At 70.9% G+C, this 14,012-nt stretch carries 12 protein-coding genes; 10 read left to right on the top strand and 2 right to left on the bottom strand.

The annotated features are described in order from the left end of the window. The first annotated feature begins 46 nt into the window (after positions 1-46). Genes PIJ49_RS10955 through PIJ49_RS10945 form a run of 3 tightly spaced genes read left to right on the top strand, consistent with a single transcriptional unit; the run spans position 47 to position 4,195 of the window. Positions 47-1,030, top strand: coding sequence for an ABC transporter permease (locus PIJ49_RS10955; protein ID WP_251154700.1), 984 nt, complete (start codon positions 47-49; stop codon positions 1,028-1,030). A gap of 1 nt (position 1,031) precedes the next feature. Then, the gene (locus PIJ49_RS10950) at positions 1,032-2,060 is read left to right on the top strand and encodes an ABC transporter permease (protein ID WP_251154701.1); all 1,029 of its coding nucleotides are present in this window, start codon (positions 1,032-1,034) and stop codon (positions 2,058-2,060) included. Continuing rightward, complete coding sequence (locus PIJ49_RS10945; RefSeq protein WP_066652812.1) at positions 2,057-4,195, top strand: dipeptide ABC transporter ATP-binding protein; 2,139 nt, start codon at positions 2,057-2,059, stop codon at positions 4,193-4,195. The genes PIJ49_RS10950 and PIJ49_RS10945 overlap by 4 nt, the downstream gene beginning before the upstream one ends. Before the next feature lie 52 nt (positions 4,196-4,247). Here the strand turns inward: PIJ49_RS10945 and PIJ49_RS10940 are convergent, their stop codons facing one another. Together PIJ49_RS10940 and PIJ49_RS10935 are read right to left on the bottom strand one after the other, a co-directional pair. Continuing rightward, entirely contained in the window at positions 4,248-4,787 is a 540-nt protein-coding gene (locus PIJ49_RS10940; RefSeq protein WP_271826601.1) for a GNAT family N-acetyltransferase, read from the bottom strand. Then, positions 4,784-5,533, bottom strand: a complete 750-nt coding sequence (locus PIJ49_RS10935) for a CPBP family intramembrane glutamic endopeptidase (protein ID WP_251159881.1) — start codon at positions 5,531-5,533, stop codon at positions 4,784-4,786. The genes PIJ49_RS10940 and PIJ49_RS10935 overlap by 4 nt, the downstream gene beginning before the upstream one ends. A 139-nt stretch (positions 5,534-5,672) precedes the next feature. Here PIJ49_RS10935 and typA point away from each other — a divergent pair, with 139 nt between their 5' ends. From typA to PIJ49_RS10900, 7 genes are all read left to right on the top strand, one after another. Then, complete coding sequence (gene typA, locus PIJ49_RS10930; RefSeq protein WP_251154704.1) at positions 5,673-7,595, top strand: translational GTPase TypA; 1,923 nt, start codon at positions 5,673-5,675, stop codon at positions 7,593-7,595. A 109-nt stretch (positions 7,596-7,704) separates the two neighbouring features. Beyond that, on the top strand, positions 7,705-8,898 hold the full coding sequence (locus tag PIJ49_RS10925; protein ID WP_271826600.1) for an amidohydrolase: 1,194 nt from the start codon (positions 7,705-7,707) through the stop codon (positions 8,896-8,898). A 75-nt stretch (positions 8,899-8,973) separates the two neighbouring features. After that, positions 8,974-9,513 (top strand): hypothetical protein, encoded by a 540-nt coding sequence (locus PIJ49_RS10920; RefSeq protein WP_271826599.1) that lies wholly within the window; start codon positions 8,974-8,976, stop codon positions 9,511-9,513. 19 nt (positions 9,514-9,532) lie between these two features. After that, complete coding sequence (locus tag PIJ49_RS10915) at positions 9,533-10,798, top strand: PIG-L family deacetylase (RefSeq protein ID WP_251159879.1); 1,266 nt, start codon at positions 9,533-9,535, stop codon at positions 10,796-10,798. Between the two features lie 37 nt (positions 10,799-10,835). After that, positions 10,836-11,153, top strand: a complete 318-nt coding sequence (gene fdxA / locus PIJ49_RS10910; protein ID WP_066652836.1) for a ferredoxin — start codon at positions 10,836-10,838, stop codon at positions 11,151-11,153. 14 nt (positions 11,154-11,167) lie between these two features. Next, complete coding sequence (gene dapC, locus PIJ49_RS10905; RefSeq protein WP_251154706.1) at positions 11,168-12,286, top strand: succinyldiaminopimelate transaminase; 1,119 nt, start codon at positions 11,168-11,170, stop codon at positions 12,284-12,286. A 194-nt stretch (positions 12,287-12,480) separates the two neighbouring features. After that, complete coding sequence (locus PIJ49_RS10900; RefSeq protein ID WP_081984701.1) at positions 12,481-13,779, top strand: citrate synthase; 1,299 nt, start codon at positions 12,481-12,483, stop codon at positions 13,777-13,779. Positions 13,780-14,012: the final 233 nt, after the last annotated feature.

The following is a 14,012-nucleotide window of genomic DNA, read 5'->3' as shown; positions in this document are numbered from 1 at the left end:
CGGGATGTGATCTCCCGGAAACAAATCGGGTCGTATGGTGTTCCGCATGACCCGCTTCCTGGCGCGTCGACTCGTGTACTACGTCGTGCTCGTGTTCCTCGCCACCTCGCTGACGTACTTCCTGGCCTCGGCGACGTTCAGCCCCCGATCCGTCTACGCAGAGCGCAACCCGGCCCCGCCTGCGGCCACCATCGACAAGAAGCTCGACGACATCGGTGTCAACGACAAGACGCCGATCGTCGTGCGGTACGGGCACTGGCTCGGCGACGTCGTGCAGGGAGACATGGGGCGGACGATCCAGGACCGCCCCGTGACCGACCAGTTCTGGCCGCGCCTGGGGGTGAGTCTCCGCCTGCTGCTGGTGGGCACGATCGTCGGCATCCTGCTCGGGGTGCTGCTCGGCGTCTGGAACGCCGTCCGGCAGTACCGGATCTCGGACCGGGTGAGCGCGATCATCTCGATCGTGCTCATCTCGACACCGGTGTTCCTGACGGCCGTGTTCCTGAAGATCGGGGCGACGAAGCTCAACCAGGACACCGGGACCCAGCTCATCAACTTCACCGGTGAGGCCACCCCGGGGCTCAGCGGGAGCTGGATCGACCTGTTCTTCGACCGCGGCGTGCACCTGCTCCTGCCGACGATCTCGATCGCACTCGGGCTCATCGCGATCTACAGCCGGTACCAGCGGGCGACGATGCTCGACGTGCTCGGTTCGGACTTCCTGCGGACCGCGCGCGCGAAGGGCCTGACGAAACGGCAGGCGACGTTCAAGCACGGGCTCCGGACGGCGCTCCTCCCGATGACGACCCTCTTCGCCTACGGCTTCCTGGGCATCCTGACCGGGGCGATCTTCACCGAGAAGATCTTCGGGTGGAACGGCCTCGGTGCGTGGTTCATCGACTCGGTGAACAACAACGACGTGAACGCGGTCACGGCGTACTCGCTGTTCGCGTCGGTGATGGTGCTCATCGCCGGGTTCCTCGCGGACACCCTCACCGCCGTCCTCGATCCCCGCGTGCGGAGGAACTGACATGACCGACACCCGGATCGAACCCGTCGACGGCACGACCGTCGGTCGGTCCGACACACCGTTGCCCGGCAGCCCGAAGCCCGGCGGGAAGCAGCGCAACCGCTTCGTGCAGACCGTCGTCCGCACCTTCATGAACCGCGGGGCCGGGATCGGCCTCGTCGTGATCGTGCTGCTCTTCGCCTTCGCGTTCATCGGGCCGCTCGTGAGCCCGTACGGCTACTCGCAGATCGACTACACCGCGTTCTCGCAGCCGCCGAGCGGGACGCACTGGTTCGGCACGAACGGCATCGGGCAGGACGTCTTCGCGCAGACCGCGCGGGGGATGCAGAAGAGCCTGCTCATCGGCCTGCTCGTCGCGGTGTTCTCGACGGCGATCGCTGCCCTGACGGGTGCCGCGGCCGGGTACTTCGGCGGCTGGGTCGACCGGATCGTGATGTTCTTCGTCGACATGCTGCTCGTGCTGCCGTCGTTCCTCATCATCGCGATCATCAGCCCACGCATCCAGAACTCGGGCTGGATCGTCCTGGTCGCCCTCATCGCGGGCTTCGGCTGGATGATCACCGCCAGGGTCGTCCGCTCGATGACGCTGTCGGTGAAGGAGCGCGAGTTCGTGCGCGCCGCCCGGTACATGGGCATCGGACCGTTCCGGATCATCGTCCGGCACATCCTGCCGAACGTGGCGTCCTTCCTCATCATCGACGGCACGATCCAGGTCGGCGCCGCGGTGTTGTCCGAGACGAGTCTCAGCTACTTCGGCTTCGGCGTGCAGGCACCGGACGTCTCGCTGGGCACGCTCATCGCGCAGAACCAGGACGCCGCGCTCACCAGCCCGTGGCTGTTCTTCTTCGCGGCCGGTGCGCTCGTGGTCTTCGCCATCGCGGCGAACCTGCTCGGCGACGGGCTGCGCGACGCGCTCGACCCGACGTCGGCGACGGGCAAGAAGCAGAAGCGGAGCGGTCGGAAGCGCGACCAGAACCAGGCCGCGGTCGACGCCGCGACCATCACCACGCAGGCAGGAGCCGGCGCATGAGCACCACCACCACGACGACCACCACGACCGAACCGCTGCTCCGCGTCCGCGACCTCGACGTCCGGTTCCCGACCCCGCGCGGCGTCGTGCACGCCGTTCGGGGGGTCGACCTCGAGCTCCGGCGGGGCGAGGTCCTCGGCATCGTCGGCGAGTCCGGTTCGGGCAAGTCCGTCACGAGCATGGCGATCCTCGGACTGCTGCCGGAGACCACGAAGGTCACGGGGTCGATCGCGCTCGAGGGGCAGGAGCTCCTCGGCCGCAGCGACAAGCAGCTGAGCAAGCTGCGCGGAGCCAAGGTCGCCATGGTCTTCCAGGACCCGCTGTCCGCCTTCACGCCCGTGTACACGATCGGTGAGCAGATCGCCGAGACCGTCCGCGTGCACCGGGGTGCCTCGAAGCAGGACGCACGCGCCCGGGCGATCGAGCTGCTCGAGCTCGTCGGCATCCCGCAGGCCGCGCAGCGCGTGGACGCCTTCCCGCACGAGTTCTCCGGTGGCATGCGGCAGCGCGCGATGATCGCGATGGCCATGGCGAACGACCCGGACGTGATCCTGGCCGACGAACCGACCACGGCACTGGACGTGACGATCCAGGCCCAGATCATCGACGTGCTCCGCACCGCGCAGCGCGAGACCGGTGCCGCCCTGGTGTTCGTCAGCCACGACCTCGGGGTGATCGCCGGCATCGCCGACCGCATCGCCGTGATGTACGCCGGGCGGATCGTCGAGACCGCGAGTGCGGACGAGCTGTTCGCCCGACCACGCATGCCGTACACGATCGGCCTCATCGGCGCGCTGCCCCGGCTCGACGAGTCGAGCGGCGAGCCGCTGGTCCCGATCCCCGGGTCGCCGCCGTCGCTCATCGGGCTGCCCGACGCCTGCCCGTTCGCCGACCGGTGCCCGCTCGCCGCCGCCGTCTGCCGTGGGTCGGAACCGCCGCTCGCCGCGGTCGACGTGGCGGCCGGTGTCCCCGGAGAAGGGCCGGTCGACACCTCGGTGCCGCACGCGGTCGCCTGCCACCGGTACGAGGAGGTCGCCGAGGCCCACGCCGACGCCGGCGCGATCTTCCGGCTGCCCGAGATCCCGGACACCGGCGTCGCGGTCACCACACCCGCCGCCCGCGAGCAGCGCCCCGCCGTCGTCCAGGTCGAGGGGCTGACGAAGACGTTCCCGCTCGTCAAGGGATCGGTGTTCAAGCGCAAGGTCGGCGAGGTCTACGCGGTGGACGGCGTCGACCTCGACATCCGCACGGGCGAGACGCTCGGCCTGGTCGGGGAGTCGGGGTCCGGCAAGTCGACGACCCTGCACCAGCTGATGGACCTCGAGCGGCCCGAGCACGGCACGGTCGAGCTCTTCGGACAGCCGGTCACGGCGTCGAAGCAGCTGCGGCAGCGCATCTCGATGGTGTTCCAGGACCCCGCAGCGAGCCTCGACCCGCGCATGTCCGTGTACGACGTCGTCGCCGAACCGCTCCGGGCCATCGGCGCCTCGTCGGACCGCATCGCCGAGCGGGTGCCGGAGCTCCTCGGGCTCGTGGGGCTCCGTGCCGCCGAGGCCGACCGCTACCCGCACGAGTTCTCCGGCGGGCAGCGGCAGCGCATCTCGATCGCTCGGGCGCTCGCGACCGAGCCGGAGCTCATCGTGCTCGACGAGCCGGTCTCCGCGCTCGACGTGTCGATCCAGGCCGGGGTGCTCAACCTGCTCGCCGACCTCAAGGCACGACTCGGGTTGTCGTACCTGTTCGTGTCGCACGACCTGTCGGTGATCCGGCACGTCGCGGACCGGGTGAGCGTGATGTACCTGGGCCGCACCGTCGAGGAGGGCGCGGTCGACGAGGTCTTCGAGCGCCCGATGCACCCGTACACGGCTGCGCTCATGTCGGCGGTCCCGGTGCCGGATCCCGTCGTGGAGCGCGCACGGCGGACGATCCTGCTGCCGGGGGACCCGCCCAGCCCGACCGAGCGCCCGACCGGCTGCCGGTTCCGCTCGCGCTGCCCGCTCTACGCGATGCTGCCCGAGGCGCAGCAGGCGCGGTGCCGCGACGAGGTGCCCGAGAAGGCGCCGCGCGCCGGCGCGGAGCGCGACCACCGTGCGGCGTGCCACTACCCGGAGCAGGTGCCGCAGCTGGTCGCGTGACCAGCCGACGGACGGAAGGCGCGGTGCCGGTCGGTACCGCGCCTCCCGTCCGTCACCGGCCCACGTCCCGGTCGGTGCGCGACCACACGGTGAGGTCGACCACCGACCCGTCACCGAGGAACCCGGCGCGCCGCAGCGTCCCCTCGGGGACGAAACCGGCTCGGCGCGCGAGGGCGAGGGACGCAGCGTTGCCCGGTGCGATCCGCAGCTCCACGCGACGGAACTCCGCCGACGTGACGAGGTGGTCCGCCAGGGTACGGACGGCTGCCGCGGTCCCACCGGTGCGGCGCCGACCGGGCACCGACCAGTAGCTGAGTTCGCAGCTCCGGGCCCGGCGGTCGACACGTCTGACCTCGATCGACCCGGCCAGACCACCCGCCCACTCGATGGCGAGACGGAGGCCGTCGCCGGATGCGCGGAGCGCCGCGGCCTCGTCGGCCCAGGCTCCGTACGCCTCGGGCGGCAGGCCCCGCGGGACCGGGAGCCAGCGGCAGATCTCGTCGTCGCGGTAGGCCGCCGCGATGGCGACGCCGTCGGCGGCCGTCAGGTCGCGCAGTCCACCGGGCAGTCGACCCCACCTCGGTGCGCTCACCGGAACAGTCCCGGGAACGCCTGGGCGACGAAGGGGTAGCCCACGAAGACGACGGCGTCGAGCAGGCAGTGCGTGATGACGAGCGGGAGCAGCCGCCCCCACCTCGTGTAGATCCACCCGAACACGACGCCCATCACCGCGTTCCCCACGAACGCCCCGAACCCCTGGTACAGGTGGTAGCTCCCGCGCAGGACCGCGGTCGACAGGATGACCTGCCACCGCCCCCACCCGAGCCCGCCGAGTCGCTCGTACAGGTACCCGATCACGATGACCTCCTCCTGCAGCCCGGACCGGACGGCCGAGAGCAGCAGGACGGGGATCGTCCACCAGTAGGTGTTCAGCGCCGCCGGGTCGACGTCCACCGTGAAGCCGAGTGCGCGACCGGTGAAGTAGAGCGCAAGTCCGGGGATGCCGATGCCGAGCGCGATGAGTGCTGCACCGCCGAGGTCCGGCCGCGCCCGGAAGCGGTCGATGCCGAGCCGGTGGAGGTGCGGGCGCCTCGCGCTCCAGAGGAGGTAGCAGACCAGCGCGACCGGGGCCAGGTCGACCGCGATGCCGACGAGCTGCCGCGCGAGGTCGACGTACTGCACGGTCGTGGTCGACGTGTTGAGTGCCGTGGACTGCTCGCCGAGGGGCGTCGTCTGGGACAGGTCGTCGATGATCTGCAGCACCGAGTACAGCGCGCTGCCGCCCAGTGAGAGCATGAGGACGATCGTGATCTCGGTCCACGTCCGCCGTCGGGTCATGCGCTGTACTCCTCAGGGTTGCGAACTACCGGTAGACTGGCGTGTCGGGCGTTCCAGCCCACCCACGGGCAGTGCCACCACGGCGCGAGAGCCGCCGTCGGCCGCCCGATCTTCTCCGAACACTTGAAGGATGTCCTGTATGGCGCTCGCCACCCGGTCCGACCTGCGCAACGTCGCCATCGTGGCACACGTCGACCACGGCAAGACCACCCTCGTCGACGCGATGCTCACGCAGACCAACTCGTTCGACGCCCACTTCGAGGGCGAAGACCGGATGATGGACTCGAACGACCTCGAGCGCGAGAAGGGCATCACCATCCTCGCGAAGAACACCTCGGTGCTCTACAACGGGGAGCACGCCGAGGAGTTCAACCCGGGTGGCCGCATCACGATCAACGTGATCGACACCCCCGGCCACGCCGACTTCGGTGGTGAGGTCGAGCGCGGCCTCTCCATGGTCGACGGTGTCGTGCTGCTCGTCGACGCGTCCGAGGGCCCGCTGCCCCAGACCCGCTTCGTGCTGCGCAAGGCGCTCGCCGCGAAGCTCCCGGTGATCCTGCTCGTCAACAAGACGGACCGCCCGGACTCCCGCATCGACGAGGTCGTCTCCGAGTCGCAGGACCTGCTCCTCGGCCTGGCCTCCGACCTGTCGGACGAGGTCGACGACCTCGACCTCGACGCGATCCTCGACGTCCCGGTCGTCTACGCGTCCGGTCGTGCCGGTGCCGCGAGCCGCAACAAGCCGAACGACGGCGAGCTGCCCGACAACGACGACCTCGAGCCGCTGTTCGAGGCGATCCTGCAGCACGTGCCGGCGCCGACGTACGACGACGAGCACCCGCTGCAGGCGCACGTCACCAACCTCGACGCCTCGCCGTTCCTCGGCCGCCTCGCGCTGCTCCGCATCTTCCACGGCACGATGAAGAAGGGGCAGACGGTCGCGTGGGTCAAGCACGACGGCACCGTCGCGAACGCCCGCATCACCGAGCTGCTCATCACGAAGGCACTCGACCGCTTCCCGGCCGAGTCCGCGGGCCCCGGTGACATCGTCGCCGTCGCCGGCTTCGACACCATCACCATCGGTGAGACGCTGTCCGACCCCGAGGACGTCCGCCCGCTGCCGACCATCACGGTCGACGACCCCGCCATCTCGATGACCATCGGGACCAACACGAGCCCGCTCGTCGGCAAGGTCAAGGGCCACAAGCTGACCGCGCGCATGGTCAAGGACCGCCTCGACCGCGAGCTCATCGGCAACGTGTCGCTCAAGGTGCAGGACATCGGCCGCCCGGACACCTGGGAGGTCCAGGGCCGTGGCGAGCTGGCGCTCGCCATCCTGGTCGAGCAGATGCGCCGCGAGGGCTTCGAGCTCACCGTGGGCAAGCCGCAGGTCGTCACGAAGCGTGACGAGAACGGCAAGCTCCAGGAGCCCTACGAGCACATGACGATCGACACGCCGGAGGAGCACCTCGGCGCGATCACGCAGCTCATGGCCGCGCGCAAGGGTCGCATGGAGAACATGACGAACCACGGCACCGGCTGGATCCGCATGGAGTTCATCGTGCCGTCGCGTGGCCTCATCGGCTTCCGCACGTCGTTCCTCACCGAGACCCGTGGCACGGGCATCGCGAACGCGATCTCGCACGGCTACGACGACTGGGCGGGCCCGATCCAGACCCGCATCAACGGCTCGATCGTCTCCGACCGCGCCGGTGTCGTGACGCCGTTCGCCATCACGAACCTGCAGGAGCGCATGACGTTCTTCGTCAACCCGACGGAGGAGGTCTACGAGGGCATGGTCATCGGCGAGAACTCGCGCGCCGACGACATGGACGTGAACATCACGAAGGAGAAGAAGCTCACGAACATGCGTTCGGCGAACGCCGACTCCTTCGAGTCGATGACGCCGTCGCGCCAGCTCTCCCTCGAGGAGTGCCTGGAGTTCGCGCGCGAGGACGAGTGCGTCGAGGTCACCCCCGACAACGTGCGCATCCGCAAGGTCGAGCTCGACGCGCAGGCCCGTCAGCGCGCGTACGCCCGCCTGAAGCGCCAGGACGCGTAACCCCGCGACAGCCTGGAGGCACTGCCTCCGTCCGACGGCCCGGTCACCTCGTCGAGGTGGCCGGGCCGTCGGCGTCCGCGCCCTCCGGCTCCGGGGTTACGGTGGACGGGTGACCCTCGATCTCCTCTCCCTGTACCAGGACCTGCACGCCCACCCGGAGCTCGGCTTCCAGGAGCACCGCACCGCCGGTGTGATCGCCGACCGACTGGCCGAGATCGGTGGGATCGAGGTCACCACGGGCGTCGGCGGGACGGGCGTCGTGGGCGTCCTGGCGAACGGCGACGGACCGGTCGTGTGGCTCCGCGCCGACATCGACGGCCTGCCCGTGCAGGAGCGCACGGGGCTGTCCTACGCGAGCACGCACACCGGCCGCGACGACGAGGGCGTCGAGGTCCCGACGATGCACGCCTGTGGACACGACATCCACGTCACGTGGCTGCTCGGGACCCTCGAGCGCCTCGTCGACACCCGTGACGCGTGGCACGGCACGGTCGTCGCCGTGTTCCAGCCCGCGGAAGAGGTGATCTCCGGTGCCCGCGCGATGATCGAGGACGGCCTGGTCGAGCGCTTCCCGCAGCCGGAGGTCGTGCTGGGGCAGCACTCCGCCCCCGCGCCGGTCGGGATCGTCGCGGTCGGCAGCGGACCGGTCATGGCCTCGAGCGACCGGCTGACGGTCACGTTCAACGGCCGCGGCGCGCACGGTTCGGCGCCGCAGGCCTCGCTCGATCCGATCGTCACCGCCGCGAGCGCCGTCGTGCGGCTGCAGACGGTCGTCTCCCGCGAGGTCTCGCCGTCCGACGCCGGCGTCGTCACCGTCGGCGCCTTCCACGCCGGGACCCGGCCGAACATCATCCCGGACCAGGCCGTCATCGAGATCTCGACGCGCGCTCGGAACGAGGAGACCCGCGAGCGGATCATCGCCTCGATCGAGCGCATCGTGCGGGCCGAGAGCGAGGCGGGCGGCCTCGCCGCGCCGACCATCGAGCGTGCCCCGGGTGCCGAGGTGACCGTGAACGACCCCGAGGCGGCGAAGCGCGTGCTCGAGGCGATCCGTCCCGTCGTGCCCGGTGCGCGCGACCTGGAGATCGGGCTGGCGATGGCGTCGGAGGACGTCGGCCAGCTCGCCACCGCGGCGGGGGTGCCGCTCGTGTACTGGTTCACCGGCATCACCGATCCGGAGCTGTTCCGCCGCGGCGAGGAGATCCCGAGCAACCACTCGCCGTTCTACGCGCCGCAGGCCGAGCCGGCGATCCCGGTCGGCGTCGACGCCCTGACGGCAGCCGCCCGCACCTACCTGTCCTGACCGGCGGCGCGGCGGACGGGAGACTTCCCAGGGAACGCACGCCGCGCCTCCCGGCAGTCCACCTAGGGTGTCCGCATGCGCACGACCCGGACCCTCATCGCTGCCGTGACCGCGGGGATCGCCCTCGCGGGCCTGACCGGCTGCTCCGCCGACGCGGTGCGCCAGGCGACCGACCTCGGCTCGTCGGTCGCCTCGAACGTCAGCGAGACCGTGCAGGGCATCGACGGCAAGGCCGTGCAGGACGGCATGGCCTCGGTCGCGGGCGGCATCGACGGCGCCCTCGACGCGGCACTGTCGGGCACGGGCGTGACGAGCGACGGCAGGGTGCCGGACGGCTTCCCGACCGCCGACGTCCCGCTCGTCGACGGCACCGTGCTCGGCGGTGGGGCCGGGCCGAACGGTTCCGGCTGGGTGGTGCAGGTCCGCGTGGCCTCGGTCGACGACTTCGCGGCGGCCGCCGAGCAGCTCGCTGCCGCCGGGTACACCGAATCCGCGAAGCGTGCGGACACGTCGAGCGCGTTCGGGATGTTCCGCAGCGACGCGTACCGCGTGGTGCTGACGGTGTCCGAGTCGTCGGACGGCGTCACCGCGACGTACATCGTCACGCCCCGCTAGCGAAGTACCCTGGGACGCGATGTCCAAGGCTCCCGCACCGCGTCCCGAGCGCGTCCTGTTCGTGCACGCCCATCCCGACGACGAGACCCTGTCGTCCGGCGGCACCATCGCCACCCTGCTCGAGCTCGGCGCCGAGGTGACGGTGCTCACCGCCACGCGGGGCGAGCGCGGCGAGATGCTCACCGAGGCCCTGGCGCCGCTCTTCGGTGACGGCCCCCGTGTCGCGGCACACCGCGAGACCGAGATCGCCGCCGCGCTGGCCGCGCTCGGCGGTCCGGCACACCTGTGGCTCGGCGGCCGGGGAGCACGTCCCACCGACCTGCCCGAGCGGCGGTACAGCGACTCCGGCATGCAGTGGGGACCGGACGGACGCGCGACGGCCGCCGACGACGCCCCGGCCGACTCGCTCACCGCGGCGGACCTGGGCGAGGTCGTCGACGACGTGCGCGCGGCGATCCGCTCCACCGGCGCCGACGCGGTGGTCAGCTACGCCGACGACGGCGGGTACGGCCACCCGGACCACGTGCGGGTGCACCACGCTGCCCGGTACGCGGCCCGGGCAGAGGAGGTCCCCTTCTCGATGATCGTCGACCCGACGTCGGACGAGGTCGACCTGACCGTCGACGTCGTCCCCGTCCGGGCGAAGGTCCGCGCCGCCGTCGAGCAGTACCGGTCGCAGGTCGCCATCGACCCCGTGGACCCGACGGATCCGCAGCGCCTGACCTGGGTGATGCCCCACGGCGTCCGGCAGGAGGCCCCCGCCGTCGAGGCGTTCCGGCACGACGCCGACCCGGTGCCCCACGCTCCCGAGACCTTCGCCGAGCTCACCCCTCAGGGGAAGGTGACGGCGGTCGTCGTCGCGGCGGTCGCCGGGCTCGTCGTCGGAGCACTCGGGACCGTCACGCACCAGCAGCGGCTCGCGGGCTTCCCGGTCGGCATGGTCCTGACGACGCTCATCGTGCTCGGACTCGTGGTGGGACTGCGCCTCCTGTACCGCTCGCGGGCGATGGTCGCAGCGGCCGGCATCGGGATCATCGTCGCGACGCAGGTGCTCGTGAGCGTCGGCGGGCAGTCGTCCCCGCTGGTGCTCGCGAACCTCGCCGGCTACGTCTGGACCTTCGCGCCGGCGGCGATCGCGGCGTTCGCCCTCGCCTGGCCCGACCTGTCGGGGCTGCGAGCCCGCGCCGCGGCGGCGTCGGCGTCCGGAGCCGGAGCCGGGGCCGGGACGGCTGCCGCATCGTCCACGGACACCGCGCGGTCCGGGGCTCCCGGGCGCCGCGAGTAGACTCGACCACGCTCAGTCCGAAGGGAGCACCCGCACCGTGACCTACGTGATCGCCCAGCCCTGTGTCGACGTCAAGGACCGCGCCTGCATCGACGAATGCCCGGTCGACTGCATCTACGAGGGTGACCGGTCGCTGTACATCCACCCCGACGAGTGCGTCGACTGTGGTGCGTGCGAGCCGGTCTGCCCGGTCGAGGCGATCTACTACGAGGACGACCTGCCGGACGAGTGGGCCGACTACTACAAGGCCAACGTCGAGTTCTTCGACGAGGTCGGTTCGCCCGGCGGTGCCGCCAAGGTCGGTGTGATCCACAAGGACCACCCCGTCATCACGGCCCAGCCCCCGCGCGGCTGACCCCGGACCGCTCCGTGGCGCTCGACCTCCCCGACTTCCCCTGGGACCAGCTCGTCCCGTTCAAGCAGCGCGCAGCGGCGTACGAGGGCGGCATCGTCGACCTCAGCGTCGGTTCGCCCGTCGACCCGACCCCCGAGGTCGTCCGACGGGCACTGGCAGGAGCGACCGACGCGCACGCCTACCCGCAGGTCGCCGGCACGCCCGCGCTGCGCGAGGCGATCGCCGACTGGTACGGCCGTCGGCAGGGCATCACGCTGACGCCCGAGCAGGTGCTCCCGACCATCGGCTCGAAGGAGTTCATCGCCGGGCTCGCGCTCTGGCTCGGGATCGGCCCGGGGGACACCGTCGTGTTCCCGGAGGCCGCGTACCCGACCTACGAGCTCGGAGCCGCGCTCGTCCGGGCCGACGCGCTGGCATCGGACGACCCCGCCGCATGGCCGGAGAGCACGAAGCTCGTGTGGCTGAACTCGCCCGGCAACCCGGACGGCCGCGTGCTGTCCGTCGAACAGCTGCGCGCCGCGGTCGCACGGGCGCGGGAGCTCGGCGCCGTGATCGTCGGTGACGAGTGCTACGCCGAGCTCGGGTGGGAGCCGCCGTACGACGCGTCGCCGACACCCTCGATCCTCGACCCGCAGGTCGTCGGCGACCGGGTGGACGGTGTGCTCAGCGTGTACTCGCTGTCGAAGCAGTCGAACCTCGCCGGGTACCGTGCTGCCTTCGTCGCGGGGGACGCCGCGATCCTGGCCGACGTGCTGGCGGTCCGGAAGCACACCGGCATGATGCCGCCGCTGCCGGTCCAGGACGCGATGATCGTGGCCCTCGCCGACGACAGGCACGTGCAGCAGCAGAAGGCCCGCTACCGGGCCCGTCGGAACATGCTCCGACGGGCACTCGAAGGAGCGGGCTTCCGGATCGACCACAGCGAGGCCGGGCTCTACCTCTGGGCGACCCGCGGCGAGCCCGCGCTCGACACGGTCGGCTGGCTGGCGGAACGGGGCATCCTCGTCGCACCAGGCACCTTCTACGGGCCCGCCGGGGCGGAGCACGTCCGGGTGGCGCTCACCGCGACCGACGACCGGATCGCGGCCGCGGCGCAGCGGCTGGCGAGCACCCGGAGACTGGCCGCGTCCTGATCGAGGTGGGCCGCGCCTCCCGGTCGTGACGAGGGGTGGGACCGCTGTGCGCTCCCCGCACAATCCGTGGAATCCACCAGATCTCCGCCTTCCGGTGGTGCACGACCGACAGTCGGCGCAGTTAGGCTGTCGTCGTGACTGACACTGCCAACGACGCTCAGAAGACGGCCACACCGCCCACCACGCCCGTCCCCGTGAGCCCCGCCGCCGCGGAGTCGACGGAGACGGCGACACTGACGTTCCCGGGTGGCACGGCGGAGTTCCCGATCCTGCCGAGCGTCGACGGCGCGTCCGCCATCGACATCTCCTCGCTGAAGAAGCAGACCGGGCTGAACACGCTCGACTACGGCTTCGTCAACACCGGTGCGACCAAGAGCGCCATCACGTACATCGACGGCGACCAGGGGATCCTGCGCTACCGCGGGTACCCGATCGACCAGGTCGCATCGGGGTGCACCTACCTCGAGGTCGCGTGGCTCCTCATCTACGGTGAGCTCCCCACGAAGGACGAGCTCGACGACTTCGACGCCCGCATCCGTCGGCACACGCTGCTGCACGAGGACCTCCGCCGGCTCTTCGACGCACTTCCGCACTCGGCGCACCCGATGTCGGTGCTGTCGAGCGCCGTGAGCGCACTGTCGACGTACTACGAGGACGACATGGACGTCGACGACCCCGAGAAGGTCGAGCTGCAGACCGTCCGGCTCCTCGCGAAGCTCCCGGTCATCGCCGCCTACGCGCACAAGAAGGCGATCGGGCAGGCGTTCCTCTACCCGGACAACAAGCTGTCGTTCGTCGACAACTTCCTCCGGCTGAACTTCGGCACCATGGCCGAGCCCTACGAACCGAACCCGGTGCTGTCGAAGGCGCTCGAGCGGCTCCTCATCCTGCACGAGGACCACGAGCAGAACGCCTCCACCTCGACCGTGCGCCTGGTCGGCTCGACGAAGGCGAACATGTTCGCGTCGATCTCCGCCGGCATCAACGCGCTGTACGGGCCGCTGCACGGTGGCGCGAACGAGGCCGTGCTCGAGATGCTGCAGCAGATCAAGGACTCCGGCGAGCCGGTGTCGCGCTTCGTCGAGCGGGTGAAGAACAAGGAGCGCGGGGTGAAGCTCATGGGCTTCGGGCACCGCGTCTACAAGAACTACGACCCGCGCGCGAAGCTCGTGAAGGAGTCCGCGCACGAGGTGCTGCAGTCGCTCGGGGTGCAGGACGACCTGCTCGACATCGCGATGGAGCTCGAGCAGATCGCGCTCGAGGACGAGTACTTCGTCAGCCGCAAGCTCTACCCGAACGTCGACTTCTACACGGGCATCATCTACCGGGCGATGGGCTTCCCGCCGCGCATGTTCACGGTGTTGTTCGCCATCGGGCGTCTGCCGGGGTGGATCGCCCAGTGGCGTGAGCTCAACAACGACCCGCTCAACAAGATCGGCCGCCCGCAGCAGCTGTACGTGGGGCACCCGGAGCGGGACCTGCCCGCTCGCTGACGTCCGGCCCCGGTCCACTCGACACGGTCCGAGAGGCCCGCTCGCGTCCCGCGAGCGGGCCTCTCCGTCACGCTCGACGGGCGGGGCCCGCAAGCGGGCCATCTCTGTCACGCTCGGCGTCGTCCGGCGACGGTTCCTGCCCGCTCGGCAGGAGACGCGCGGCGTGTCCTGCCCGCTCGGTGACCTGAGGGCAAGTGCGCGCGCCGGACGGGAGGCGCGGTGCGGGCCGGCAC

It is taken from the genome of Curtobacterium uvaldense (assembly GCF_028307415.1).
Lineage (GTDB): Bacteria > Actinomycetota > Actinomycetes > Actinomycetales > Microbacteriaceae > Curtobacterium.
Note: the sequence above shows the minus strand (reverse complement) of the source record. Positions and strands in the feature narration are given on the sequence as shown.

Coding starts and splice junctions, on each gene's coding strand:
- PIJ49_RS10955 (WP_251154700.1), top strand. CDS start 47: ATGACCCGCTTCCTGGCGCGTCGACTCGTGTACTACGTCGTGCTCGTG.
- PIJ49_RS10950 (WP_251154701.1), top strand. CDS start 1,032: ATGACCGACACCCGGATCGAACCCGTCGACGGCACGACCGTCGGTCGG.
- PIJ49_RS10945 (WP_066652812.1), top strand. CDS start 2,057: ATGAGCACCACCACCACGACGACCACCACGACCGAACCGCTGCTCCGC.
- PIJ49_RS10935 (WP_251159881.1), bottom strand. CDS start 5,533: ATGACCCGACGGCGGACGTGGACCGAGATCACGATCGTCCTCATGCTC.
- typA (WP_251154704.1), top strand. CDS start 5,673: ATGGCGCTCGCCACCCGGTCCGACCTGCGCAACGTCGCCATCGTGGCA.
- PIJ49_RS10920 (WP_271826599.1), top strand. CDS start 8,974: ATGCGCACGACCCGGACCCTCATCGCTGCCGTGACCGCGGGGATCGCC.
- PIJ49_RS10915 (WP_251159879.1), top strand. CDS start 9,533: ATGTCCAAGGCTCCCGCACCGCGTCCCGAGCGCGTCCTGTTCGTGCAC.